The organism is Spirosoma flavum, assembly GCF_042686045.1.
GTDB classification, from domain to species: Bacteria; Bacteroidota; Bacteroidia; order Cytophagales; family Spirosomataceae; genus Spirosoma; species Spirosoma flavum.
This window is the reverse complement of sequence record NZ_JBHUOM010000008.1, coordinates 1-25,102: the sequence shown is the minus strand read 5'-3', so window position 1 is coordinate 25,102 and position 25,102 is coordinate 1. Positions and strand designations below refer to the sequence as shown.

Annotated in this window: 19 protein-coding genes; 10 read left to right on the top strand and 9 right to left on the bottom strand. The window is 45.8% G+C overall.

Annotated elements, in window-relative coordinates; genetic code table 11:
- Window positions 1–7 precede the first annotated feature (7 nt).
- Window positions 8–1,291: a tetratricopeptide repeat protein gene (locus ACFS25_RS14280; RefSeq protein ID WP_381501967.1), complete on the top strand. Its 1,284-nt coding sequence runs from the start codon at window positions 8–10 to the stop codon at window positions 1,289–1,291.
- 37 nt (window positions 1,292–1,328) lie between these two features.
- Entirely contained in the window at window positions 1,329–4,322 is a 2,994-nt protein-coding gene (locus ACFS25_RS14275) for a DUF6531 domain-containing protein (RefSeq protein WP_381501964.1), read from the top strand.
- Here the strand turns inward: ACFS25_RS14275 and ACFS25_RS14270 are convergent.
- The 7 genes from ACFS25_RS14270 to yiaA all read right to left on the bottom strand — a co-directional run bounded on the left by ACFS25_RS14270 (window position 4,216) and on the right by yiaA (window position 11,180).
- On the bottom strand, window positions 4,216–5,325 hold the full coding sequence (locus ACFS25_RS14270; RefSeq protein WP_381501962.1) for a hypothetical protein: 1,110 nt from the start codon (window positions 5,323–5,325) through the stop codon (window positions 4,216–4,218). The genes ACFS25_RS14275 and ACFS25_RS14270 overlap by 107 nt on opposite strands.
- Before the next feature lie 51 nt (window positions 5,326–5,376).
- Window positions 5,377–6,255: a TssN family type VI secretion system protein gene (locus tag ACFS25_RS14265; protein ID WP_381501959.1), complete on the bottom strand. Its 879-nt coding sequence runs from the start codon at window positions 6,253–6,255 to the stop codon at window positions 5,377–5,379.
- A gap of 47 nt (window positions 6,256–6,302) precedes the next feature.
- Window positions 6,303–6,593 carry a PAAR domain-containing protein gene (locus tag ACFS25_RS14260; RefSeq protein ID WP_381501957.1) on the bottom strand — a complete coding sequence of 97 codons (291 nt, stop codon included), beginning with the start codon at window positions 6,591–6,593 and terminating at the stop codon, window positions 6,303–6,305.
- Window positions 6,594–6,667: 74 nt separating this feature from the next.
- The gene (locus ACFS25_RS14255) at window positions 6,668–7,066 is read right to left on the bottom strand and encodes a LytR/AlgR family response regulator transcription factor (protein ID WP_381501954.1); all 399 of its coding nucleotides are present in this window, start codon (window positions 7,064–7,066) and stop codon (window positions 6,668–6,670) included.
- A 1,344-nt stretch (window positions 7,067–8,410) separates the two neighbouring features.
- Window positions 8,411–9,292, bottom strand: a complete 882-nt coding sequence (locus tag ACFS25_RS14250; RefSeq protein ID WP_381501951.1) for a sugar phosphate isomerase/epimerase family protein — start codon at window positions 9,290–9,292, stop codon at window positions 8,411–8,413.
- A gap of 77 nt (window positions 9,293–9,369) precedes the next feature.
- Window positions 9,370–10,272 (bottom strand): sugar phosphate isomerase/epimerase family protein, encoded by a 903-nt coding sequence (locus tag ACFS25_RS14245; RefSeq protein WP_381501949.1) that lies wholly within the window; start codon window positions 10,270–10,272, stop codon window positions 9,370–9,372.
- Between the two features lie 509 nt (window positions 10,273–10,781).
- Window positions 10,782–11,180, bottom strand: coding sequence for an inner membrane protein YiaA (gene yiaA, locus ACFS25_RS14240; RefSeq protein ID WP_381501946.1), 399 nt, complete (start codon window positions 11,178–11,180; stop codon window positions 10,782–10,784).
- A 477-nt stretch (window positions 11,181–11,657) separates the two neighbouring features.
- Between yiaA and ACFS25_RS14235 the strand changes: the two genes are divergently transcribed.
- The 3 genes from ACFS25_RS14235 to ACFS25_RS14225 are packed head-to-tail and all read left to right on the top strand — an operon-like array spanning window position 11,658 to window position 14,124.
- The gene (locus ACFS25_RS14235; RefSeq protein WP_381501944.1) at window positions 11,658–12,338 is read left to right on the top strand and encodes a carboxypeptidase-like regulatory domain-containing protein; all 681 of its coding nucleotides are present in this window, start codon (window positions 11,658–11,660) and stop codon (window positions 12,336–12,338) included.
- A complete protein-coding gene (locus ACFS25_RS14230) occupies window positions 12,335–12,901 on the top strand; it encodes a hypothetical protein (protein WP_381501941.1) in 567 nt (188 codons plus the stop codon). Before ACFS25_RS14235 ends, ACFS25_RS14230 begins: the two co-directional genes overlap by 4 nt.
- Entirely contained in the window at window positions 12,865–14,124 is a 1,260-nt protein-coding gene (locus ACFS25_RS14225) for an outer membrane beta-barrel family protein (protein ID WP_381502114.1), read from the top strand. The genes ACFS25_RS14230 and ACFS25_RS14225 overlap by 37 nt, the downstream gene beginning before the upstream one ends.
- Window positions 14,125–14,201: 77 nt before the next feature.
- Here the strand turns inward: ACFS25_RS14225 and ACFS25_RS14220 are convergent, their stop codons facing one another.
- On the bottom strand, window positions 14,202–14,618 hold the full coding sequence (locus ACFS25_RS14220) for an EamA family transporter (protein ID WP_456243000.1): 417 nt from the start codon (window positions 14,616–14,618) through the stop codon (window positions 14,202–14,204).
- 964 nt (window positions 14,619–15,582) lie between these two features.
- Here ACFS25_RS14220 and ACFS25_RS14215 point away from each other — a divergent pair.
- From ACFS25_RS14215 to ACFS25_RS14195, 5 genes are all read left to right on the top strand, one after another.
- A complete protein-coding gene (locus ACFS25_RS14215; protein ID WP_381501938.1) occupies window positions 15,583–16,962 on the top strand; it encodes a replication initiation protein in 1,380 nt (459 codons plus the stop codon).
- A gap of 342 nt (window positions 16,963–17,304) precedes the next feature.
- Window positions 17,305–18,249: a ParA family protein gene (locus ACFS25_RS14210; protein WP_381501935.1), complete on the top strand. Its 945-nt coding sequence runs from the start codon at window positions 17,305–17,307 to the stop codon at window positions 18,247–18,249.
- Between the two features lies 1 nt (window position 18,250).
- Window positions 18,251–19,123, top strand: a complete 873-nt coding sequence (locus tag ACFS25_RS14205; protein WP_381501932.1) for a hypothetical protein — start codon at window positions 18,251–18,253, stop codon at window positions 19,121–19,123.
- Window positions 19,124–19,536: 413 nt separating this feature from the next.
- On the top strand, window positions 19,537–20,955 hold the full coding sequence (locus tag ACFS25_RS14200) for a hypothetical protein (protein WP_381501929.1): 1,419 nt from the start codon (window positions 19,537–19,539) through the stop codon (window positions 20,953–20,955).
- A 217-nt stretch (window positions 20,956–21,172) separates the two neighbouring features.
- Window positions 21,173–23,263, top strand: a complete 2,091-nt coding sequence (locus tag ACFS25_RS14195) for a M28 family peptidase (protein ID WP_381501927.1) — start codon at window positions 21,173–21,175, stop codon at window positions 23,261–23,263.
- Window positions 23,264–23,736: 473 nt separating this feature from the next.
- Here the strand turns inward: ACFS25_RS14195 and ACFS25_RS14190 are convergent.
- Window positions 23,737–25,102 (bottom strand): RICIN domain-containing protein (locus tag ACFS25_RS14190; RefSeq protein WP_381501923.1); only part of this gene is annotated, 1,366 nt, incomplete at its 5' end.

Genomic DNA, 25,102 nt, shown 5'->3' with positions numbered 1-25,102 from the left:
TCAGACTATGCCATTTGTTGCAACGAATCCGCTGAGCCAACGATTAGCGGTTCTGGAAAGGCTATGGCAGGAATTCCGGCGGATGCCCAATGCCCGCCTATGCCGGTGGCTGTTTGCCCCTGGCGAAGACTGGTTTCTGGATATTTTCCTGCAAGATCAGGCCGGGCCGGATGCCGTTTCTAACGATATTTTCGTGACTCTCCGTACGCCCGTTCAGCACTGGCAGTCATATTTTGAGCAGGCATTAGAAGACCTATCTGACCTGATCGGCCACGATGTGGCTTTACTGGCTGAACGTGACTTGATCATACATTGGTCATCTGAGACGGGTAAGTCGAAAGAAGATCATCTGACCCAGTTCGTGGGATTTCTAAATCGTTTTGTGAAAGGGCTTCGTGTCCATACCGACGGCGTATTGGTACTGTGTCTGCTGCCTCAGGCATACGCAAGTACTATCGTTCTGGACCAGATGCTGACAGCCTTATTGCTGGGTGGTTTATCACCCGATGTTCGGATTATGGTAGCGGATACCATTGGCGAGGAACGACTCGCAACCTTACCCGGTCGCTTTGGGGCTGACGTTTATTCACATCCCATTGACCTCCAACTTCAGAAAGTAATCCGCCAGTTAGCCGCTCTTGGTTCGCCCATTGCGCCGGATGTGAAGTTCCGGCAGTGGCATGCCGAACTGTCAGCTGCTATAACCCAGCGGAACCTGCGGGATGTCCTATATTTTGCCAATAACTGTCTGCTGATTTGCCAACAGGAACACTGGAGTGGTCTCGAAGGGAGTGTACATTTATCCGTTGCTCAAGCTTACGTTGATCATCATCAGTACGAAGAAGCGCTCGACCGTTATAATCGGGTTATTGATCAGATGGAGGGATTGTTCAGCAAGGGCGACAAGGCTGCGGGCCAAATCAGTATCATGGCCTGGTTGGGAGCGGGTAGTGTCTATTGGGAACTGCGCCAGCGGCAACGCGCCATCGATGTGTATGAACTGGCCAGTCAGCGAGCCGAAGCCCTACAGGAATGGTTGCTGGCTATGGAGAGCCACCGCCGATTGGGCGTAGCCCAGACTCGGGAAAGCCGGACTCAGCTGGCAGAAACACACTATCTTCGGTTATTTAAATTAGGAGAGCACTTACCCCCTGAACAACACCAGGTGGCTCGCCTGCCCGAAATAGGCTGGGCCTTTTGGCAGCAACAGCAGACGCCTGAAAAAAGGCGAAAAGCGGATGAATTGCTCAGCCAGTTGCTCGGTTCAGGATGGCGAAAAGGCCAAATGTAAACAGAATCAACCGCGTAGAATTTACCAATTGTCCGTTATGGAATCACCCGTGTTTCGTTCAGGTTTGCGCCGATTGCTTTACCCGGCAACTAGCCACACCTTACCTGTTGAAGAAGAAAGCAGCGAGCAGTTAGCTGAAATCCTGAAACGATTGGATCTACAACCCAATGATTGCCAGGCTTTACCAGGAGTGCAACGAACGTTCGACGGGCGCTTTGTCGATGTTGCGTCCGGGGAGATAGTGATTGACCAGATAGATCTGGAAATTCCAGGACCCGTACCCTTCCAATGGGGCCGTTTTTGGCGGTATAATCAGTTGACAGCTGGACCTCTGGGATACGGCTGGCGTCATTCTTACGACTTTGCCCTGCTGGAAGACCGGCGTAGTCGTCGGGTGGTGGTTCGGTTGCCTGATAACCGGGGCCTGATTTTTCCCCTTTTAGCCGAAGGAGAGCATTTTCTGAATCGCAAAGAAAAACTCCGGCTTAGCCGCGACGAGTATGGTTATTGGCTTCAGACACCAGAGCGCCTGATATACCGCTTTGCCTTGAACCCGAGTGGAAGCATTTGCCGGTTGTCCGCTATTGAACAGGCTGGCACAGCCTATCGTATCCGGTTGAGTTATACCCCTGTAGGCCACCTCCGGCGTATAAGCGATGATTTTCAACGCGTGATAGACGTCGTAACCGATCCGCAGGGCCGCATCAACCGGTTGGAGACTACACTACCTGACCAATCATTAAAGCGGTTGACATTGGTAGCTTACCACTATGATGAAGATCAAAATCTGAAAGAGGTACTTGTTCAAGGCCAGCGCACTGCCCAGTATAATTACCGCCAGAATCGGCTTATCCGCCTGACGGATGCATTTCGCCAAAGCGTTTTTTTTACGTATGAAAAGTCTGGAAATGAGTACCAGTGTACCGAGGTAAAAAGGGAAAGTAGTGCTGTTTCGCTACACTTTCGCTACCTATCTGCCGAAGGACGGACACAGGTCACCAATGGGGCGGGCGGGGTCAGGCAATACGTACATGAAGCCGGTGTCGTTCAACGGTTTATCAGCGCGGGTGGTCGTCAACGGGTTTGGTTTTTTAGTGAATTTGGCGAACTGCTAAGCGAGCAGGATGCCCTTGGCAACACGTCTTTCTTTACGTACGATGAACGGGGCAATATGACGCAGACGGTTTGGCCCGACGGCGGAAAAATGCAGATGCAGTATAACGACAACGAGCAATTAATTGCGTTGATCGATCGCGCCGATGGGGCCTGGCTGTGGACATACGACGAAGCGGGGCGGCTCCTCTCCTACTCCGATCCGGTTGGAGCAGAAACCAGATTTACGTATCAGGAAGACGGTCTGCTTGAGGAAATGATGCAGGCAAACGGGCTTTGGATTCAGTGGGAGTATGATCATTACGGAAATCGGAAAGCACAAACATCGGCAACAGGCAGCTGGATTAGTTGGGAGTACGACTCTTTGGGTCAACTAATCATCGTCAGCCAGTCAGACAAAACTACGGTGGAACCACTCGCCAAAACGGATGGGCATTCGGAAGTTGTTTCTTTAACCGACAGTCAAGCTATTAAGCAATTTCACCCAACGTATGACGCCGACGGTCAACTCATTCGGCTCCGGCGCACAGACCGGCTCAACTGGCAATTTATCCGGGATGCTGCCGGACGAGTACGTGAATACACCCGATCCGACGGCAGTTCAACCCATTTTCATTATGATGCGGCCGGACGCCTAACGGAAGTCTTGTTTAACGACGGTAGTTGGCATCACTACACGTACCGCCCGGATGGGTGGCTTATCGAAGCCGCTACACCCACCACACTGGTTCAGTTCGAGCGTGACCCACTAGGGCGAATCGTGACCGAGACTTCAGGCCCAACCGTCATTCAGTCGGCGTATAATAACGTGGGTAGCCGGATAAGTTTGCAGTCATCCGCACAGGCTGTAGTCGCCTACGACTATGATGACTTGGGTCGTCTGAACAGCCAGCAACATCCTCAGTCGAGAATTCTGTTTGCGTATGACCAGTTGAGTCGCCCAACCGAGCGCCAAATGCCGGGTGGATTGCGGAGTCGCTGGCAGTACAGTTCAGGGCCTTTGCCAACCAGCCACCAGCTTTTCTGGGGAAGTAGTCTCCAAGCTGCCCGGACCCAAACGTATGGATGGAATGGCCAACAACTTGTCCGGCTACAGGATGCCCGTTTCGGGACAGTAAATATTCGATATGATCGGGTCAATGAGCCAATAGAAGCCATTTATTCCACTGGGTGGACGGATCGCTGGGTAGCTGAACGGGCTTATTATCAACAGCAGTTGCTGAAACCGGCCCCTGAAACCGTTGAGCGGGGATGGCAGGTGATAACCGTCGGCGCAATCCGTTTTTATTACGATGCAGAAGGTTACCTGCGGGAAAAACGGGTCGCCGGGCAGGTATGGCAGTTCCAGTGGCACGAATCGGGCACCTTACAGCGGGTTATTCGACCCGATAACCAGCCTATTACGTTCGCCTATGATGCCCTCGGACGACGTATCGGGAAGACCAGCGCCGACCATAAAGTGGAATGGGCCTGGGATGGGAAGCGCCTGTTGCATGAATGGCACCAGACACCCGACAGCGAGCCGGTTCAATTAACCTGGTACACAGCAGATACAGCAGAGCCGACAATGCTTCAGATTGGTAAGAACATGTACAGTTTGGTTTGCAATTACGCAGGTCAGCCTCTGTCGCTGCATAATGAGCAGGGCGATCGTGTCTGGGAATGGCAATGGTGTCTATTTGGCAAAAAGCGCAATCTGACTGGCCCCGCTCATAAGCATACTTTCTTGGGAATCGGTCAATTTGAGGATAGCGAAGCCGGACTGATTTACGACAATTTTCGATACTTCGACGCTGACACCGGCCTGCCAATCAGTCCAGAATATTCCAGCCCCGCCGGGTGGGCGCGATCTGGATGGGAGCCTCCTCACGCACCAGAATCGTATCTTTCCGCTGCCCGATATATTCGAGCGTACTAAGTTTGTTCCAGAGTTTAGTAAAGACGCCTAAAAACTGCTCGATCGCATGCATCGAAACGCCGATTTGATGATGGTTGTAATCGTGTTCGAGTAATTGCAAGAGTAACTCTTCAAACTGTCCCGGCGTTACATCTGTCCACTCGTAAAAATAATGCAACAGTTCTTCTTTCTGCCGACTCGGTAAACAGTATATAGCCGTGTAAATAATGCTGGTCAGGTTAGCGAAATACCCAACCAAGACCACCGGAGGGTGCTGATGGTCCATGTTTCGGTAATGGAAAAAAACCGTAGCCAAGTAGTCCAGTATCCGGTTGCAGAGACCTTGTACATGGCGGGCAATATCTGACGGATGCGGCTGGTCGAATACCTTGCGGATAATCTTGAACGAACTAACCTGAATTTCATTCAGGCCCCAACCGAAATTTTTGTAATACTGAATCAGCCGGGGGTGACTGCCAACAGAAGCGCAGGGTGGAATGTACTGGCTATCAATAATATAGTGGCCCTCTTGGTAAATCGCTTTCCCGATAATTAAATGATGATGGCCCAGTTCGTCGGCGTTGACTTGCTGAGAAGAAACCACCATGAGTTGATACCCGTATTCCGTGTAAGGATGCCGCAACGGTGACTCTTCCGGATCTGGGTTGCCAACGGGCACCTTCTCGAAAGGATTCACCACCAGGACAATATCGTAACCGGGACGGTATTGATCATCTCCAGTCATTGTAATCTCAAACGAGGCCGTTAGAACCGTAAACTTTAGCACGTCCGGATTAATCGCAATGCGGCACCCTCCCTGAGTGATGGCATTACATCGGTATAATCGAACCTCGACGTGGTCGCTATTTTTTTCCAGTAAATCAAACTCATGAGCCACCGAAGTGCCTTTGACCGGAGGCAACAAGCCATAATTATAACTGGTGAGAAATAAGGAAATAGAATCGCGTACCAAGTCCTGAACTTGATGGTCCGTTTCTACGAAATGCTGCTGCGACAGTTTCATACCGTCGACCCAGTTTACCGGCAGGTGGTTTTTAGGAAATAACATAGGCAGTTAACTAATTTCTTCCACTCGCTTGGCGACAATCAGGTGATTTTCACGCAGGTTGTTTTGGGCTATTGTCTGTTCAAAATCAATATACAACCGCAGACGGAAAAGCGACGGCTTAAGGCTGTAAAATAACCACCCGTATTCATGGGCTGTATCATCGAAAATCTGAATCGGGTCGTTCGGGAATTTATGATTGTAGTCATCAATAAATTTTTGAAACCACGTACCAAAAGCAACGTCTCCAGTCGTTCGGGCTTTTACTTTGACGGGGGGGGCTTTTCGGCTTGGATCTTTATTTATTTGAATTTCCAATAACATCAGATGGTAATAATCAGACCCTTCCATTACTACTTCCTCAGCATGCCGGGGATAATACCACAGTTTATATATCTCGTTTGGCACTACCACCAAAGCGCTGAACGTGTAGGCAAATACAAGGGGAAGAACGAAAGGCAACAAGCAGGTTCCAGCCCATAGATCATATGGAAGGATGCCATACCGAATACTGCTCAAATAGTTAAACAAAGGTATAAACAACGCAGCTCCGAAACACACTATGCTTCCGGTCAACAAGATGACAAAGGTAGGTTTCGTTGTAAAGGCCGGTCCCATATCGGTTAGCATTCGGCGTAGAAAAAGAATACCCATCAATAAGCTAAACACCTGTACAACTACATAATACACTGGAATAAATTGTAACCCAATCAAGCCAAAAAAACCCGGAATGGCAAGAATCAACGCGCTAATCAGTATGATCAGCAGCAACCGACGCTCACTCATCAGCTCATTCTTGCGGTTAAGCCACACAGATGCGACTGCCATTCCTAGAGCAACCAGGAGCAATAGAAAATAATCTATAAAAAAAGGGGATACGTCGTTCATAAATACCTGATTAGTTCCTGTTTCATCATATGGATTCCTGTCGGTCGTCAGCCGCCGATCATCACCGTTGGGAAACCAAGTATAATCGTACCTCCGTGAGCTGTAAGATCACCTAAGCGGGCAGCCGGGGCACCACCAATGAGTACCGTTGCAGAACCCTTGGCAATGGTATCGGGTGGGCCAACGCAAACAAGCGTATCGCCAACGCGAGCGGCTGGCAAATTACCAATTAGAACTGTAGGACAGCCAGGGCCAACTATAGGACCGCCAACGTGCGGAACGACGCCCGTTACTTGAGGGCACGTATGCATATCGGTTAGGCGAGCAGCAGGAGGCATAAAAGCAGGTTATAGACGTGAAAAAGAGCGTAATTTAAAGAGCCCGCAAGTAAGATCAGCTATTCTCTTGTCAATTATCCTCCTACATAAAGATGCTGTAGTTCTTTTTTTACCATAGTCCAGCGACGTCGGGAGATAATTATTTCAGTGCCTGTAGCTAAGCGTAGCAAAGGTCCCCGGTGCGTTAGTTGGGCCTTTTGCACGAACTTTCGATTGATAACGCAATTTTGGTGAACCCGTAGAAAGTCATTTGTTGGTAACTGATCGGCATAATGTTTAATAGTATACGCCATCATTTGCTTACTACCATCACTCCAGTATAAACAACTGTAACCCCTTACACCTTTTATCATAATCAAATCACTTATTGGTTTAGTTTGCCAACCAATTTTAAGATCATTTACCCGCACGGATAAAATAATCCCTAAAACTGAAGCCTTTTCAGGAGCAGAGATGATAAAACTTTGGTTCATTATTTTATAGATAAAGATGTTACAAATCAGACAATGTGATTAGTAGCTTTGATAAAGAAAATAATAATGTTACGACATGACCGATTACCTTTAAAACGATCAACTAAAGCTAAATTCCTAACTCCAATAGATAGTCTTATTTAAAGTAGTACACTAGTAATCAGTGACATAAAAAGAACGAACACGATTCATAAGGTAAATGCATACCATGGTTAATAGATAGTAGTTTATGATCAAATCCTAAATTAGATTAGCTTAGATAATGACGCTTTTGCCAAATTTTTAATAATCCAGCTATCTACATCACGAAGGGATGATAGATAAAAGTTACCTTACGTAGCATACAATTTTTGTATTATAAATATGCAAAAACAGTTTTACTTAAATCATAAGTTTTTAGCCTATATCAGTAATTACGTTTTACACATATCACAAAAATGTTTTGCACGAAAACCAGCATATCGAAGCTAATGAGTGCAATAAGTATGTTGAAACTATTGTATCTTTTTATAGCAATTAAGCTTTATAATCTACTCTTGCCATGTACAAATACGTGGTAAAGTTATTAGAGCGGTAGTGTCCTAAACGATAAATGTTGTGAATGCCGAGAATTAGGCTGTCAATGACATAAGAGAGTATATCAATGAATCTCTTTCATGTTTAAGCGCTCTAACGTGACACGATTGAGGTGGTCCCGTTAGCCGGATACTTTTTGACTTAGAGCCTTAGTGACCGTTGGGTTTCCCAAAGTTCATTACTGACTGATAGCCTACTGGGAAATGTAGACGTTGAATAGTATAATTGCCTCACTCTGGCGACCCCGCCAATATAGCTAATATCTCATTGTGAGCGTCTTATATATTCTCCAAACAGTCGGACTAGTCCGAAATGTGAGTTGAAGCAGTTTGTCAGGTAAGGGTCGTCGATGATTCATCGAGGAAAGGACGTTGTTCAGGGCGCTTTTTTTGCCCATCGATTATGATAGGTGAACCGGACCGAACTTAGCTAGTAAGGCGACCGTCATGGTATATACGAGTCTACCTCAACCCTTTTTCTCATGTCCAAGGGCAGTCTCGTTCGCAAAAAACTAATTGATTGGAGCCGTTTAGGTGAGCAACGGATTTACAAGTCCTTTTGAGACGATACCTATTTTCGCGGTTAGGGTAACCTGTTTTTTCTCGGGGGCCTACCCTATCTTGGTACAGACGAATTGGCTTAATAGAAGGGTATTTCCGACATTGATCTACCCTGTAATATACTGTAATCAAGCAGCTTAAATCAGCATCAATTGCCGGTAAGATCATTCACAAAGCCATCCTACTTTTTGATTCAGTATAAGATAAATCAAACGGCGGCAATCATCCGATCAAAGACCGCCCGTTGTGCCTTCATTGACTTTACTTTATCGTCCGGATTGGTGTGGCATTCGAGTAGTATCCAGCCTTTATAATTCATTTTTACCAGTTCGGTTAGAAGTTCCTGGTAAGGATAGTCGGTCCTGTCCAACTCGCGGACGTGGCAGGTGGCGCCAAAACGATCTTTTACTAAGTTAAAGTTATAGGTGAAACCGTTGCCATTCAGGTCTTGCGGGTTGCAATTCCAGCAAATGGTGGCATTAGGGTGGACGGCTATATCCATAATCTTTTTCGTAATGGGCAGTTCCTGCGTTTCTTCACCGTGTACTTCAAGTCTGATTTGTTGCCCAAAATCTGCGCCATACCGGGCAAGCTCGTTTAGAGATTCCCCTATTTGGGCAAGCGTTTTTTCGGTAGAAACTTCTTTGTGAAGGGCATTGGGTTTCACTTTTACCCCCGAACCACCCACATCAGCACTCAATCGAATGAACTCTTTTGTCCGGTCAATGGATGCTTTCAGCTGACCTTGATCCATAAAATCAAATTGCTGATTTGTACCAAGACCAATTAGTTGAACCGGGCTATCAGCAAATTTCTTTTTGACTTCCTGCCTTTGTACCGCACTAAGTTCAGGCATCACTTTATGGGCGTGATCCACCCGCAACTCCACGCCATGTATTTTTGTATCCGTACAATTTTTAATCAGAGTAGATAGGTCCCAGTCTTTCCCCCACAAATAGGTAACAAAACCCAGTTTGATCGTGGATTTCTGCCACAACGGTCCGGTAGCGAAGGCAGATCCAGCGATAATGGATGTTCCAGCCAGCAGAGATATTTTTTTCAGAAATGCTTTTCTATCAATAAGAGCCATGTTGGTTGGACTAACAAGTTATAAACAGCCAGAGAACATGATATAAGTCCTGTAATCCGGCCAGAAAATCTTTGTTCTCAAACTTCAGCAAGTTGTTTCTTTACAACGTCCAGGCCACGCGCGATTTCACTGTCAAAATCCTTCCAGCGACATTCCAGAGCTAATCCGCCCTGATACTTTATTTTTTTCAACGCGCGAAAATATGGTCTAAAATCGTCGCCCGCCACGCCCGGTGCTGTCCGGTTTTGTTTCTCCGCCAAGTGGCAATGCGTAATATATTGGCCGTACTTAACGATTTCATCCGGACTTTCATCGTCTTTTAGCATATGGTAGATGTCACATTGCAGCTTGAACCAGGGATTGTTGACGGCCTGGATGATTTCTACCCCTTCGGCCAGGTTGTTAATGAAGTTCGTCTCGCTCCGGTTGAGGGGTTCCACCGCCAGCGTAACGCGGTGCTTTTCGGCTAAAGGTGCCATCTTTTGGCACAGCTCAATGTGCTGGGCTTTGGCTTTGGCTCGGTCAAAACCGTCGGGAATAGCCCGCGAACCGCCACTGCCAAACACGATATTTTTTGAGCCGCATTCTTTCGCCCGCTTGAGTGCCAGATCAGCCCGCGGTAAAATAGCCTCATGCTGCGTGTCGGGCCCTACGGATTTTAAGTTGCCCGGAAAAAAATAGATGTACGACCGAACCGGAAACTTCTCTACTTTGAGTGCGAGTTGGTTTTTCTCGTACTGCCCGTCTCCTCCATCAGGTATCAGAAATGTACCGACACTTTCTTCCACAAACGAATATTCCAGACTTTTCAACAGACCTGCCTTGTCGTAGGAGGTACAAACGCCCAACGGCAGGGAAAATCCGGCACGGTATTCGTCAAACATGGCGGCTTGGGCCAGCGTATTCGCTACGGTTATTCCGGCGAGAACACTAATCGCTTGCTTCACAAATTGTCTTCTCGACGGCTCGATTTGATTCATAGGCTAGCTAAGCAGTATAATTGAATGAAATCAAGAGATCAGTTCGTAAAGCCTCCCCTTGTTCTTGCTGAGTCCCGTCTGACCCGGTGCCGAACTTAATACAGCCGCTCGACCAGCCCACTTTCGATGCTATCCGGTTACCATCCAACAGGGTGCTTTCGTCAAAACCCTACGTTTCACAAGTGGTGATCATCAGGTTTTCTGCCAGTCAGACTTTACTAAGCGCGTAAGAGCTTTTGGAACAGTTCGTAAGCAGGTGGTTTGATGTTGTCCTACCAGCCAAAGATCTATATCTACAAACCTACTCACATACCAATAATTATACAGATGACTAAGTTCTCCTGAAGTGGCGGCTATAGGGCTGTTTGCGGGCCCACTTCGGTTCAACCTACGTGTGTGGATAGCTACATTCATTGTATCTGGTGTAAAACATCTCCAGCCCCGTTGAGTATACCCCGGCTAGATGGATTCAAAACGTTTAATTGCTCCCCTCTCAAAAAATGAACAGATCATACTTTCTTAGTGGGTTCCTGACTATCTCTGGTATTTTTCTGGACCGCGATTGCGCCGAATAAACCAAGCAAAAAGGCAAACGCATAAAACCCTTTTTCACTGGGCAAAAGCGTCGCGTTCCATAGGCCAATTGTCAAAAGCACAATGGACAGGATTGCTGAAAACCAACAGATTCCGTAACAAATATCAGTTACCGGGAAGCCCTCGATTCGATCTCTGACGCTTTTTTGTAATGATACCACGGCGAAAAGGCCAAATAATAAGACGGTGAAGTAGAACCCTTTTTCATTTAATAACATCTGGGATCGCCATAGTCCAATTAAATAACCGAACATACCGGCTCCAAGAGCAACCCAGGATGCGCCCACAAAGGCGGCTGATGTTTTTTGATTCATACTAATTTTTGCTGTTTATGATGTCACAAAAATAGTAGCGTGATAAATCATCGACTATCGAGAACTTCTAGTGAGGTTATTTGAGGCTACAATAGGTTTCTTTAAGGCATTAATTGGTGGTTGAATGTACCAAACCTAAAGCTAGTCAGTCCACCTGGCTGAGTTTGAGTAAGACTGCATAGAGACACTTAACTGTGCGTGGTTGTCTCAAGGCATTAGTAAGGAAATATTGCCGCAGCGTGTAAATAAAAGGGTAACAGTGAAGTATATCAACAACGTTGAGCTTCCTGTCCAGCTTTATGGGCATAACAACTCAAGTACAGCCGCACATGTAGTATCAGATAGTAACAGTAGGCGGTATCTGGAAGGATGACTTTATAAATTATAAAACTTTAGATTGTATTGTTTATAGAGTATAGTCAATTCTACCTAAGCTTCAGATTTACTCCATTATTGACGAGCAATTTTGCTCTCATTATGAGATGGAAGTTTTTTTCTTCACTCGTCGGATTTGTCTTCTGTCTGACTTTTTCTGCGGCTGCTCAACAGGCAATTAGCAACGGCAACCGCCTATCAGGAACAATACTGGATGCTACTCTGCGTCAACCCTTATCCTTTGCAACGGTTGCAGTCTGGCTACGAGTGAATGGCAAAGATAGTCTGCTTACGGGAAGCCAAACCAATGAGCAGGGTCTTTTTACAATATCAAATTTGCCCACAGGAAACCTGAACGTACAGGTCACCTTTGTTGGGTATCAGACGCTCAACCAACCCATAAAAGTTAGTCAATCCGAGACTTCCCTCGGCCCACTATCGCTGAAACCAGATGCGAGTACATTAAAAGAAGTAAAGGTAGTCGCGGAGAAAAGTGCCATTTCAATGACAATGGAAAAGCGCACCTTCAACGTGGGTAAAAACCTGACCACAACAGGGGGCACGGCAGAATCGGTTCTAAAAAACGTGCCGTTCATCACACTCGACGAAAGCGGCAATCCGAGTCTGCGAAATATGGCTATCACCATTTACGTCAATGGGAAGCCTACGCAGTTGACCCTGGCTCAGATTCCAGCCAACCAGATTGAGTCCGTAGAGGTTATCTCGAACCTATCAGCCCGCTATGATGCCTCCACATCGGGGGAATTGTCAACTTGGTATTGAAGAAAAATCGGTTACCGGGCTACAATGGGTTAGCGAGCGTGGGCATTGGTAACAACTCTCGTTTTGATGGGACTCTGAACCTGGACTGGCGTCGGGGCAAGTGGAATTTAACGACGTTTTATTCCCTTAATGCTACCAAAAATCCACTTACCGGCTACGTTTATCGTACCAATCGTAATGATAATGGCAGTCCGTCGAGTTACTTTAATCAAAATACCAGCATTAGCCTGAATAATACCTTCCAGAGTGGTCGAGTTGCAGCTGATTATACGCTGAACGATCATAATGTGTTGTCTCTGGCAGCAACGATTGTGGCCGGTGAATTTAATACGGTTAGTACGCATCCCTATGACTATCGTGATCTAAATCAGACGCTTACCAGTTCCGGTCAGCGTACCACGGTGCCCCATAATACCTACACCAATACCGGGCTTGAGTTTGACTGGAAGCATCAGTTTGCCCGCAAAGGGCAGGAACTAAGCCTGGTAACCTCCTACACTCGTAATCATCTGTCGAACGCGGCTGACTGGCTGACGACAGCGTTAAAGGCGGAGTCGGGGTAATTCCGGCTTCTTCCCAGACTGGCTACCCTGAACGGGACAAGATTACCGGGCGAACCATCGGCGATCAAATCATTGCGCAGCTCGACTATACCCACCCGCTCGGTGATTCAGCCAAGTTGGAAATGGGCCTGCGCAGTTACACCTACGTTCGGGATCAGCAATATTATTTTACTAAGCTGGATAACGATACACAACAGTATAGTCTGCTGCGTAATTATTCGCAGGATGCCCGAATTACAGAAACTGTCAACGCTGTATACTTACTGTATAGTCGTCAATTTCGGCGAAATATCAGCATTCAGGCGGGATTGCGGCTCGAACAGTCCAGCATGCACGGCGTTTCCCGGCTCGATACGACCACATTCGGTTATAATTATCCGTCGGCCAATGGTCAGAATCTGTTTCAGTCGTTCTTCCCCTCCCTTTCGATTGCTAAGAAATTGAATGAAACCGATGAAATTGGCGTAAGTCTGAGCCGCAAAGTGGGTCGGCCCAGTTTTCGGCACTTGTTCGTGGGCATTCAGGCCAACGACCGTCAGAATATAACAATTGGAAATCCGCAAGTTAGGCCGGAATTCATCAATACGGCGGAGGTCAACTACAACAAGTCATGGGGGAATACAAGTTGGCTGGCAACAGCTTATTACATCTACGAAGATCATACCATCAATCCATTGACCCAACCCCTAGCGACGGATTCATCCGTTCTGGTCACGACCTTTGTTAATGTCAAAGCTGACATTCGCTATGGATTCGACAATACACTTAAGTTCAATTTGGGGCCGAATCTGAGTGCTATGGCTAACCTAAATGTATTTAATGTCATTTTGCAATCGACTACTTTGCACAATCAGTTGGTGTCGTATAATGCCAAACTGAATTTAACGTATCGATTTCCATCCAATATATCGGCGCAGCTAAGTGGTACCAACGACGGGAAAGCACCACAGTTGCAAGGCTACCGGCAGGCCGTTCGGGGTGCTGACTTTGCTGTCCGAAAAGGCTTTTGGCAAAACCGTGCCAGCCTGACCTTCACCGTCAATGACATGTTCAACTCCCGGCGATTTATCAGCATTTACGACCAGCCGGGTGCTTATCAGGTGTCGATGAATCGGCGCGAGGTACGGTTTTATAAACTATCGCTGCAACTTCCTTTGGGAAAGGACATAACCAAGCGCAACCAACGAAAAATGGACCGACCAGACGTAGAATTTAGTAACTAGCCAAACGTACCAAAAATTATAACCTTTCGGCCCGTTTATGAAGGAGAATAGCTAAGGTACTGCTTTTTAGACTATTGTCACAAAATCAGTACCAGCGTTCCGCCTATAATCAAAATGGCTCCAATTGCGGCTTTCCACGTTAAGACTTCACCCAGGAAGATAACAGAAAAGAGAATAGCAATGGCTACGCTAAGTTTATCTACCGGAGCCACTTGCGAGACTTTACCAAGTTGTAGCGCTTTGAAATAAAAAATCCACGAAAGTCCCGTGGCGATCCCTGACAAAATCAGAAATAGCCAGTTCTGCCGTGTTAAAGCGGGTAAAGATTCGATGCCGCCACGCGAGAACACGATTCCCCAAGCCACAAACAGAATGACAACGGTGCGAATGGCGGTTGCCAAATCTGTATTAACTCCTTTGATACCAATCTTTGCCAATATGGCCGTTAAAGCCGCAAATAAGGCGGAGAGCAAGGCATAAATCCACCACATCATTCCAAAGTTTTAGTAATGACTGTTTAATGCATCAATTTGTTCCGTATTCTGATAGCATTGAAGCCCCTATCGTTCACTCATTGATTTAAAAAATCAATGAGTGAATCTGTTTCTATCAAACCTCAGACGTGAAGTGTCCGATTAGATAGACTACCTCAGAATTATAACTATAACCTATAACACGTGTAAACATAACGTAGAACACGTTGAACTATAACCTATAACACGTATTTGCTGTACAGTTTCATTTTCTTTCCCAAATTATCTTATGCGGTAAATACTTGCAATTTGTGGTTTACCTATTTTTAAATAAAGAGGAAACACACACAAAAATCCCTTTGTGTGTGTTTCTTTTCTTTAGTTTTAAACAGTTTCTTTTTAGGTCTCTGTAACTATGTGATTATAAGTCTATTATGAGCTTATGTATAACCTATAACACGTCTACGTATAACCTATAACACGTTTATGTATAACCTATAACACGTTTATGTATAACCTATAACACGTCTACGTATAACCTGTAACACGTATGAGTATAACCTATAACACGTATGTATAACCTGTAACACGTATGAGTATAACCTGTAACACGTACGTGTATAACCTGTAACACGTACGTGTATAACTTATAACACGTAGCTACATCAACTGAACGATGACGTGCATTTTAGCCTATTTCAAACCATAAATACCTATTAATAATCTTTTCCGTCCTGTTAGCGCTTCATTCGTTAGCGTTTGAAGGCTGATTTGCATTATACCAGGTAGTACAGGAGGAAATTTATGGTCAGTTAAATAGACTTTTAGCCTGTACGGATGACTGTACTATAACTTCAAACACGTAACTATAACTCCTAACACGTAAGCGAAAAACAGCCAAGTTGCTCAAGTTGGATAAACCCGTTAAGGAGTGTTTTTTTGTTATACGACTGGGTTTTTGTAAGTTGACCTTTATTCGGAAAGGATGGCGAAAGAGACTAAAGTTCGGAAACGCTCGGATATTGGTGAACGAACGATTGCCCGTATGAAAGCGGGTCGTAATGGCATTGTAGAAGCTACCTATCGGATGGATGTAGCTGAATTCCGGGTTTTCTTTACCATGCTCACAATGATTAGTCCAGACGACGTCATGTTTTGTGAGTATGAGCTTCGGGTCGCTGACATTATCCGGTTATTCAGCTTAAGCAGGGATGGTCGCAGTTATGAAACGATAAAAGAAGCTGCCGAACGACTGGTTAACAAAACGATGGTCATTTATCATACTAAGGAAGATGGTAATCGGTATCGAACGGTTATACCCTTTCTGACCAGTGCCAGTTCCCTGATTGGTGATACTAAGATGGAATCTATTCGGGTTACATTTCACCCTGAACTAAAACCTTTCCTTCTTCAGCTACGCACAGAATATTTAGAATTTGACGTTCGCAATCTCGCTCGGGTACAAAGCCAGTATTCGATTCGCTTGTACATGATGCTGCGCCATCAGATGAATCTGAAAAAGGTATCAGTTCGCTACACGGTGGAACGATTGAGGGAAGTTTTCGAAATTGGCGACAAGGATTATCCGCTTTATGGTAATTTCAAGCAGAAAGTGTTAGTGCGAGCCTGTACCGATTTAAATACGACGACCAATATCCGAATCGATCAGATGGAGGAGGAGCGTAGTAATCGGAAAGTTGTTGCCGTTGTCTTTCACATGTCTTCCCAAGAGTTACCCCTTTCTTTACTGGATAGTATGACGGTGACAGTCAATGCAACTGTCGCAGAACCTCCAATCAGCAAAAAGCAAAAAACAGTCATTGAAGTTGATGATCCGGCGACCGAATTGTTAGTGGATCAGCTACATACATTAATTGCGCAGTATATAGGGCGTGAGGCTGTACGCAGCTGGCTGCACCAATCTTCGGAGGAACAAGTGCGTACGGCAATTGACTATACCCTAAAACAAATTAAGCAGGGAGCTGCCATCAAAAATGTTGGGGGTTATCTGCAAAAAATGGTTAAAACTTCATTACCATTATCGTTCGATGAACCTGAACCGGCAAAAGAAAGCCCTAACCGGCAAACTAAAGAACTGATAAAAGCTAATCAGGAACGCCAGGTTCTTGACGATGCACGGTTAAAAGCGTTAACGGAAAATAAGTATCAGGCAGCCTTGCAGGTCTTGACAAATTATCCAGAATGGCATGAAGCGGTTAGACAGCATATGCAGTCGGGTTTATTCGGTAAGTTTTATAAAGAGAATCTAAGCTTGTTTGAGAATCTCAAAAACCCTGCCATGTATGGGCCATTCTTCCAAATAGTTGAGCGACTTAAACCTGATGTATTTACAGGTATGGAGTAAAACGACAAATTTTAATTAGACGTCTTCACGGGAAAAGTAAGATTTAGTGGAGCACTTTCTAAAGCTTCTTTATTCGCTCTGGCAATCTATTCTGTGCGCTTTACATTCTCGATAGTGGGGTAGGGCCAGCCTCCATGATTGAATAGGCTGATATCAACTATTAACAAGCCAGCAATTCGTAGAACGATATCATACGTTACTGATATTTATAACTACCTGATAGAAAACATAATAAAATACAACCAACTGGTTGCAGATAATCATTAATTTTAGTTTGCTTTGTTTTAGATAAAAAAAGTTCTTTATACTTTTACAAAAGATAATTTTTTATCCGTAAGCACTATGATCACCCAAGAAAAATTAGTGCGGTTTCTACGCGCCAAACCAGCTTTAAACCTGTCGCAGATCGAAAAAGAAGCCGGAATTCCATCAAAGACACTGCATAAAGCACTTTCTGACCAAAAGGATATTCCTGTTAAACACTTGCCCGCTTTAGACGAAGCAGTTCGAAAATACGGATACTCCGAAGCCCTGTTTGACAAAGCAAAAGTTATTTCTATTGTGAATCACAAAGGTGGAGTTGGCAAAACGACAACAACTATCAACGTAGGTAAGGCACTAAGCTTGCTGGGTAACAAAGTGTTACTGGTAGACATGGACTCACAGGGCAACTTATCGCAATGCTTTGGTATTCACGTACCTGCTGAGCAAGTTATCGACTCGTTGCTAAGTGGCTCGACACTGCCAATGGTCGAAATTTCCAGTAACCTGTTTCTAAGCCCATCCGATATCCGTATGGCATACCGGGAATCGGAGTTGGCTAATGCCATCGGCGCAGATCGTCGCTTAGCGCTAAAGTTGGAGGAAGCCAAAGACACTTTCGACTATATTCTTATTGATTGTCCCCCCAGCCTGGGTATTTGTACAACCTGTTCTTTGGTCGCTTCCAATTATTGCGTTGTACCGATTCAGCCAGAAGCCAGTGCCTATCACGGAGTAGAGAGCCTGTTTAATCGGATTGCGGAGGTGCGAAGGTATATTAATCCAACACTGACAGTAAAAGGTATTGTGTTTACTATGGTGCACAAGAACCAAAGCGTTCACAAAAGTATGATGGCCCATATTCGTGACACATTTCGGAACTTTCATATTTACGAAGCAATCATTGAGGTGTCTACAGTTATCAAACAATCTCAGGTTGCCAAAGAAGATTTGCATACCTATTCAGCCAAGTCCCCTTCCTGGCAGCAGTATTACCATCTCGCTACTGAAATAATGACGATCTGACATGAGAAAAGACTTTATGAGTACAATGAAAGAGAAGACGTCAACATTGCAGCCCTCTCTTTTATCAACCGAAGAGAACATCAAAAGCCAGATTCTGGTGCTCGACAAGTTACGGGACTTGATTCCTCCCCTAACGGACGATGAGTATGACCAGTTACAACAAAATATTCTTAAACACGGTGTAAAAGATCCCCTCACCGTATGGGAAACGACATCGGCTGTGGCACAGATCGATGATACCGATCAACCTGCTTTTGTTCTTATTGATGGCCATAATCGGTACAAAATATGTCTGAAGTACAAATTAGATTACCGCCTTAATCTGATACGGTTTTCTACGCTGGATGAGGTGAAAGATTACATGATTGACTATCAGTTGGGCCGTCGAAATTTGACAGCCGAACAAACGTCATACCTCCGGGGACTACGTTACTTACAACAAAAGTCGATGCGGGGAGGTAATAAATCCTCCAATAACTCACAAGCCGATGTGTCTGTTGCCTTAGGGAAAGAGTATGGCGTGAGCAGTCGGACAATTAAACGAGATGGCGAATTTGCTGCTGGTTTAGAAAAACTAGCACCGAATCTAAAAAAGGAAATACTTTCGGGGCAGAAAAAAATTTCAAAATTGTCCATCAGCGCTATCACAGAATCGGAACCGATTCATAACATTGATGAACTGACAGCTACAATATCCGCAACAGAGAAGCCTGTCGAAAAACCGTTAACAACTACCAAAAACTCGAAGAAAGATCAACGATTTACCCTTCAGGCAACGATTAAGGGGTTAGCAGCTGGAAAGCTTACCCGTGAAACATGTGAGCAGCTTGTCGTAAAAACAAACGAATTGATTGCGCTCCTACTTTCAAAGTGACACGCTGTCACTTTGAAAGTAGGAGATCTTATAAACCTATTCTTTTTGTATGCCATCCAGTAAAAAGGGCCAAAGTGACACGCTGTCACTTTGGCCCTTTTTACTGGATGGCATACTACAGGTGGGGTTGTCCAGAACTAAATAAATCGTAGGGGTATAGGTATAGTGACCAGCCGTGTGGGAAATCTTACGTACAGGTTGCTATTGGCATCCAGTCTTTGTCTTAATATAGTAAGGTGTTTAGAATACCGCACCGATTTCTATGGATCAGGCAAGGGCTGGTTATAATTTTTGTCCGAAGCTCTCGGATTGAAAAGCAAACACAGATAAATTTTAAACAATTTTGCTTACATTATTTATTTGGTAAATGATGTAAGCAAGAAAACGTGATGTATTTTAAAACGGTTTAATCGATGGTATTTTCAGAAAGACAGCTACAAATTATTTTAGGTATTTTAGTTGTTTTAGCAGGGCTTAGTTATTTTCATCGCTATCCTACAGGAGATGATGCTTGGTTTGCTGAACAATCATATTGGTTTCAAAAAGAAGGGATTATTCGATCTGAATTTTTTAGAGGAACATTGGGCTGGGAAAAACAATTATTAGTGAGCCATAAATTATTTCTAGTTTTTGGTTCATGGCTAATTGATTTATTTGGTTATCATCTTCCTGTTATTCAGTTTGTTGGCCTAATATTCTTCGGTGTCATAATCGGAGAACTATGTTTCTATATATATCAGAAAGAGCATAAGCTCTACTCCTGGCATCTCCTGTTTATTCTTACACTCGTTTTTTCGAATGTGCTTTTAATCAGAATGAGTTTTGAAAACCGACCTGAATTAATGGTTTCTGCTTTGGGATTTGGTTCGTTTTTATGCCTCCAGAGAGCAAGACCCAACATAGTGAATATTCTTTTAGCTGGTGTTCTAGCAGGACTGGCTATGCTTTGTCACCTTAACGGCGTTATTTTTTTGTTGGCCGGCTTATTTATACTTCTTTATCTAAAGCGTTTCAAGCAAGCATTTTGGTTTTCTCTAGCGGGAGGAATTACGGGACTATTTTATTTCACCGATGTTGTACTGGCAGATAATGGATTTGCCATATGGTATTATCAATTTCGGCACGATCTAGCTACGCAAAATGCATTCAGCTGGCAAGCGAAATTGATGGTCCTTTTACGCTATCCGAAATTATTTTTTGAATCCCTTGAACAAGCCGCTTTAACGTTATTATTAGTTTATCTACTTATTAAACAGCGTAAATTCATCAAAGAGTTGTCTAAACCTTTAAAGATATATTCACTATCTATTTTTCTGTTCTTTTGGGTAATTACGAAGGATGGCTCCGGCACCTATATGCCTATCTTCATGCCCTTTATGTTTGCTATGGTCTACGAATTGTACAAAGTTAATCCGTTTAAAGAAATTTCTTTAAAGCTAGTTTTAGCTGTCTATTTTGTCATTGGTTTATATGGGATTGTTGAAATTATATATAGAAACTTTACGAATCCTTATTTGCCTGTAGCGTACGAAAAACTGAGACCTTACCTCCCTGCTAAAAAAAGTGGGTTTGTTCCGCTAACCTTTTTCTTTAATGAATATGAGCGATATGGTCATCTGCTAAGTAGTGAAAATTACACCTATCATGCTACTCCGACAAATGATCCTTCTACACAGATGGCCCAATGGGCTCATAAAAAGAAGGCTGATTTTATTTTGATGGATTATGAATTTAGGCCCGAGTATTATTACCCTAAACCGGGTACGTCTTCTCTACCATTTTACAAACTTACTTACTTCGATGGTAGGTTTGCTGTCTATAAATTGAAATAAAACACTCTAAATCAGCCTACTAAATAAATTTACGCGTTTACTTCTTTTCAGGGTCTATTCGTAAGCAAGGGTTGGAGCAATACTATCTGTAGGGTGGGTAGCCGACTGATCCAAATCCTGTAAAAAAAACATATAAATAGCCAATCGGCTCTAAAAACGAGCTAAATTAGACCGTTTGCCATCAGGCATTGCTTTTTCCCCTACCTGAATTTGACTTATGAAAAAAGTTTACCCTCACTGCCGCTGGCTACAATTTTCCATACGACATTGGTTGTTCATACTTGTCGTATTCAATACACTCCCCGTTAGAGGGCTGTTAGCCCAAGGTATTCCCCTGTTGCCAGATTCGCTTATTGGCATGTTCGACGCTGAATTGTCCGGCGAATCAGCCAAGCGCAATCTGGAGTATATCAGCCGGTTGCACCGTATGCGTGGTTCAGTTGAATATAAAAAAGCCGTTGAGTTCATCACTACTCAACTTCGGGATTACGGTCTCCAGCGGATCGAAACGATTCAAATTCCTGCCGACGGTAAAACGATGTATGGTACTCAGAAGTCACGACTAGCTTGGGAAGCCGACTTCGCTGAGCTTTGGGAAATGCAAAAAAAAGGGTCTGCATGGATGCCTGGTCACCGAATTGCCGATTGGGAGTCTATGCCAATTACTCTGGCTGAAGACAGTGAAAGCGGAGATGTGACCGCTGAGTTGGTCGATATTGGCGCGGGTAGTTCGGAGAGCGATTATGCCGGGAAGAATATTGCCGGAAAATTAGTGCTTACGTCGTCGCCACCGACTGCCGTGGTCGTGTTAGCTATCGAAAAGTACAAAGCCGCTGGCATTATCAGTTCTACCCAAAATCAGCATACTGCCTGGTGGCAGGAAGATGAAAACCTGATTCGCTGGGGGCACCTGAATAGTTTCTCGCCCTTGAAAATATTTTGCTTTATGGTGTCGCTCAAACAGGCCCGAAGTTTTCAACAGCGGCTCAGTCGGGGCGAAACGATCAGGCTGCACGCTCAGGTAAAGGCGGGTAAACACCCTGGTTTTTATGAATTTGTTACAGCCGTAATCGAAGGGAGCGATTCTAAGTTGAAAGAGCAAGAGATTGCCTTCACCTGTCATCTGGACCATCAGCGACCCGGAGCCAACGACAATGCCAGTGGCAGTGTTACAATTCTGGAAATAGCCCGCGCGCTTAACAAACTGATTCAAGATGGGAAAATGGCTCGGCCCAAACGCACATTACGCTTTATTTGGTCGCCCGAAATTGAAGGAACCAGTGCATTACTTAGCCAGCGTCCGGCCTATGCTTCCCGCATTAAGGCTGTTATTCACATGGATATGGTGGGTGGAGCCCCTATAACCAAAGCCGTCTTTCATGTTTCCCGTACTCCACAAAGCCTGCCCAGCTTTGTGGGTGATGTTGGGGAAGCAGTTGGGGCTTATCTCAACCAAGAAACACGGGCTTTCGCCAGTGGCGAACCGGCTACGCACCCATTTGTGGCGCAAGAGGGCGGAAAAGAGGCTCTCCTGGCGGTGTTGGGTGAGTTTAGTTTGGGTAGCGATCATGAGGTATACAGCGAAGGCTCTTTTAGTATTCCCAGTATTTATCTGCACGACTGGCCGGACCGGTACATCCATACCAATTTCGACTTACCTGCCCACATTGACCCAACTAAATTAAAACGGGCCGGGTTTGTTGGTGCCGCCAGCGGCTATATGTTGGCTAACTTGACAGATAATCAGGCACCTGTCCTCTGGAATCTAGTCAAACAACAATCGGTTGGACGAACAGCAAAGATGCTTCAGCGACTGGCTTTTTTGAGCCAGGAAGACGCGGCTGTCACCCAGGCATTCCATTGGAGCCATGAGCGTGGGGTTTTTACTTCCTTAAGCAACTTCATTACGATTCCTACACCGCTAAAAAAGGAAGCGGATATTTTTTACGAAAGCTTGGGGAAAACAATAAATACCCCTCTCGCCATGCCCGTTGCTGGTACAACTGCCAATGTAATTTATCGACGGAACGAACGCGTTAAAGGGCCAATGTCGGTTTTTAGCTACGATTATTTTGTTGATCATTACGGGAGCGACAAAGCGAAGAACATACGTTTGCCGGATTTTCAAGGTCGTTGGGGGCCGGGTTCGGAGTATGCCTACGAAGTACTAAATTTTGTGGATGGCCACCGGACGGTAACCGATATTCGCAATGCGGTATCTGCCGAATTAGGCCCCGTCCCTACTGAGTTGGTGAGCGAATATTTGCAAGCTTTGGCTAGCATTAATGTTATTACTCCACTAAAATAGTTAATGGCATTAACAGACTAGCTGTGTTTCTTAATTAGTCAGGCTGTGAGATAGTAGATCTCCGTCGACTGATTAAGAAACACAGCTCTATCCTAAAGTTGAATTAATCGCTGTTTTAGCTTTTTGCCAAGATCCACTTCTTTTCATTGCCTCAAATTTGGGACCGACGAATGGGCGATGAACTAACACTTTTTAAACGTAGCCTTGGCGGATCAGGCACTGTAGATAGCCAAAATAACTATGTAATTGGATCTTGTCTAACACACCACCAGCTAGATTAATCTTTTTTTTGTTCGTTTTATAGCATCCTATAGTATAGCCGAAGTATTTATTCCGACTAAAAATTTTCTTTGATAAAACTTACTATGTGCTTGTTTGGATTACTGTTTGCGTAACAGGTGATTCAACCCGTTTGAAGATTAGTTTTTATTCGGATAGGTTGAATCACCTGGATGAAAGCCAATAGAAAGTTTTTAGTGGCTAATGACCAACGTCCGGCGCCGGACTTGCTGACCCTGCTTGACCACCACAATGTACTGACCCGGCGCCAACGATGACACATCCAAACGTAACGACGCGCTCCCGCTCACCGTGCGCGACTGCTCTTGCCCCCGCATGTCTACCACCGTCACTACCGACCCCGAACCCCCCTCTATCGACACTTCACTGACGGCCGGATTGGGATACACCACCAGCGGCCCCCCCTCATAGCCTACCTCCTCACCTATCTCAGCGCTCACTCCCTCCTCGGCGGAGCCCAGCCGCCCCCCCGGCCCACTCAGCGGACTCAGGCGGAACTTCTGGTTGTCGGCCCCCGTGTACGTCCACTGCTGCAACAGCGCGCCAGTTTCCATCGATATGCCGCTGATGTCCAGATACTTCTGGCTCTGCTTGCCCACAATGTAGTAGTACCCCTCCCCCGCATCCACCAGCTTGAACTGCTTGCTGTCGCTGCCATCATTCGACCACTGCACCACGGGCACCCCGTTGTACGTCGCCCCCCCCGACACACTCAGCACCTTGCCGCTGTGCACCGCCTTGATCGAGTAGTAGGCATTGCTCAGGGCCGTCAGCACCCATTTCTCGTTGGTGCTCCCCTGAAAAGGCCACTGCACCACCTTGGCCCCGTCGTTGGTGGCCGACCCCGTCACATCCAGCGCTTTGCCGCTGTGCTTGGCCACGATGCTGTAAGTCGCCCCCGACACCACCCCCGCCGTCGTCGCCGGGCTGCAGGTGGCCGTACCCACCGAGCCGTGGGCCACCCGGTCGAAGCGTGTGTCCAGCACCCCGTTGGCCGAGTTGACCAGCGTCCAGCTGCAGGAGACCGTGCCGTACGAGCCCGTGTTCAGGTACAGCCCGTTATCACAGTTGACGGCCGTGTTGTTCTCGAACACACTCCCCAGAATGGCCGGCACCTGCTCGTCCACGTAGTACGCCAGCGGGTGGTACTCCAGGTAGTTGAGGTAGCCCTCGGGAAAGGCCGCGTCCACGATGGCCGGCACGTTGGGCCGACCCGCCGTCACCGTGTTGCCCCGCACCTCCAGCCCCACCACCGAGGTGCCGAACGTCTGCGCCTGCCCGTGCTGCACCGTGTGCACCCCGATGAACACCCCGTTGCTGCGGTCCGTGTTCGAAACCGTGTTGCCCACGATCTGGTTGGTGTACATGGGAATGAACTGCAGCTGGTCACTGCGGATCCCCTGCACCGGCGTCAGATCGATCGAACCGCTGTTAGTCAGCGTGTTGCCCACGATGGCCACCTGCGTCGTCGCGTTATAATACAGGGTGATGCCCCGCCGGTTGCCCTCCATGGTATTGCCCTGCACCAGCCAGTTGCGC

Excerpts from the sequence above, each read along its gene's own strand:
- ACFS25_RS14280 (WP_381501967.1), top strand. The coding sequence starts at position 8 with ATGCCATTTGTTGCAACGAATCCGCTGAGCCAACGATTAGCGGTTCTG.
- ACFS25_RS14275 (WP_381501964.1), top strand. The coding sequence starts at position 1,329 with ATGGAATCACCCGTGTTTCGTTCAGGTTTGCGCCGATTGCTTTACCCG.
- ACFS25_RS14270 (WP_381501962.1), bottom strand. The coding sequence starts at position 5,325 with ATGAAACTGTCGCAGCAGCATTTCGTAGAAACGGACCATCAAGTTCAG.
- ACFS25_RS14265 (WP_381501959.1), bottom strand. The coding sequence starts at position 6,255 with ATGAACGACGTATCCCCTTTTTTTATAGATTATTTTCTATTGCTCCTG.
- ACFS25_RS14260 (WP_381501957.1), bottom strand. The coding sequence starts at position 6,593 with ATGCCTCCTGCTGCTCGCCTAACCGATATGCATACGTGCCCTCAAGTA.
- ACFS25_RS14255 (WP_381501954.1), bottom strand. The coding sequence starts at position 7,066 with ATGAACCAAAGTTTTATCATCTCTGCTCCTGAAAAGGCTTCAGTTTTA.
- ACFS25_RS14250 (WP_381501951.1), bottom strand. The coding sequence starts at position 9,292 with ATGGCTCTTATTGATAGAAAAGCATTTCTGAAAAAAATATCTCTGCTG.
- ACFS25_RS14245 (WP_381501949.1), bottom strand. The coding sequence starts at position 10,272 with ATGAATCAAATCGAGCCGTCGAGAAGACAATTTGTGAAGCAAGCGATT.
- yiaA (WP_381501946.1), bottom strand. The coding sequence starts at position 11,180 with ATGAATCAAAAAACATCAGCCGCCTTTGTGGGCGCATCCTGGGTTGCT.
- ACFS25_RS14235 (WP_381501944.1), top strand. The coding sequence starts at position 11,658 with ATGAGATGGAAGTTTTTTTCTTCACTCGTCGGATTTGTCTTCTGTCTG.
- ACFS25_RS14220 (WP_456243000.1), bottom strand. The coding sequence starts at position 14,618 with ATGATGTGGTGGATTTATGCCTTGCTCTCCGCCTTATTTGCGGCTTTA.
- ACFS25_RS14215 (WP_381501938.1), top strand. The coding sequence starts at position 15,583 with ATGGCGAAAGAGACTAAAGTTCGGAAACGCTCGGATATTGGTGAACGA.
- ACFS25_RS14210 (WP_381501935.1), top strand. The coding sequence starts at position 17,305 with ATGATCACCCAAGAAAAATTAGTGCGGTTTCTACGCGCCAAACCAGCT.
- ACFS25_RS14205 (WP_381501932.1), top strand. The coding sequence starts at position 18,251 with ATGAGAAAAGACTTTATGAGTACAATGAAAGAGAAGACGTCAACATTG.
- ACFS25_RS14200 (WP_381501929.1), top strand. The coding sequence starts at position 19,537 with ATGGTATTTTCAGAAAGACAGCTACAAATTATTTTAGGTATTTTAGTT.
- ACFS25_RS14195 (WP_381501927.1), top strand. The coding sequence starts at position 21,173 with ATGAAAAAAGTTTACCCTCACTGCCGCTGGCTACAATTTTCCATACGA.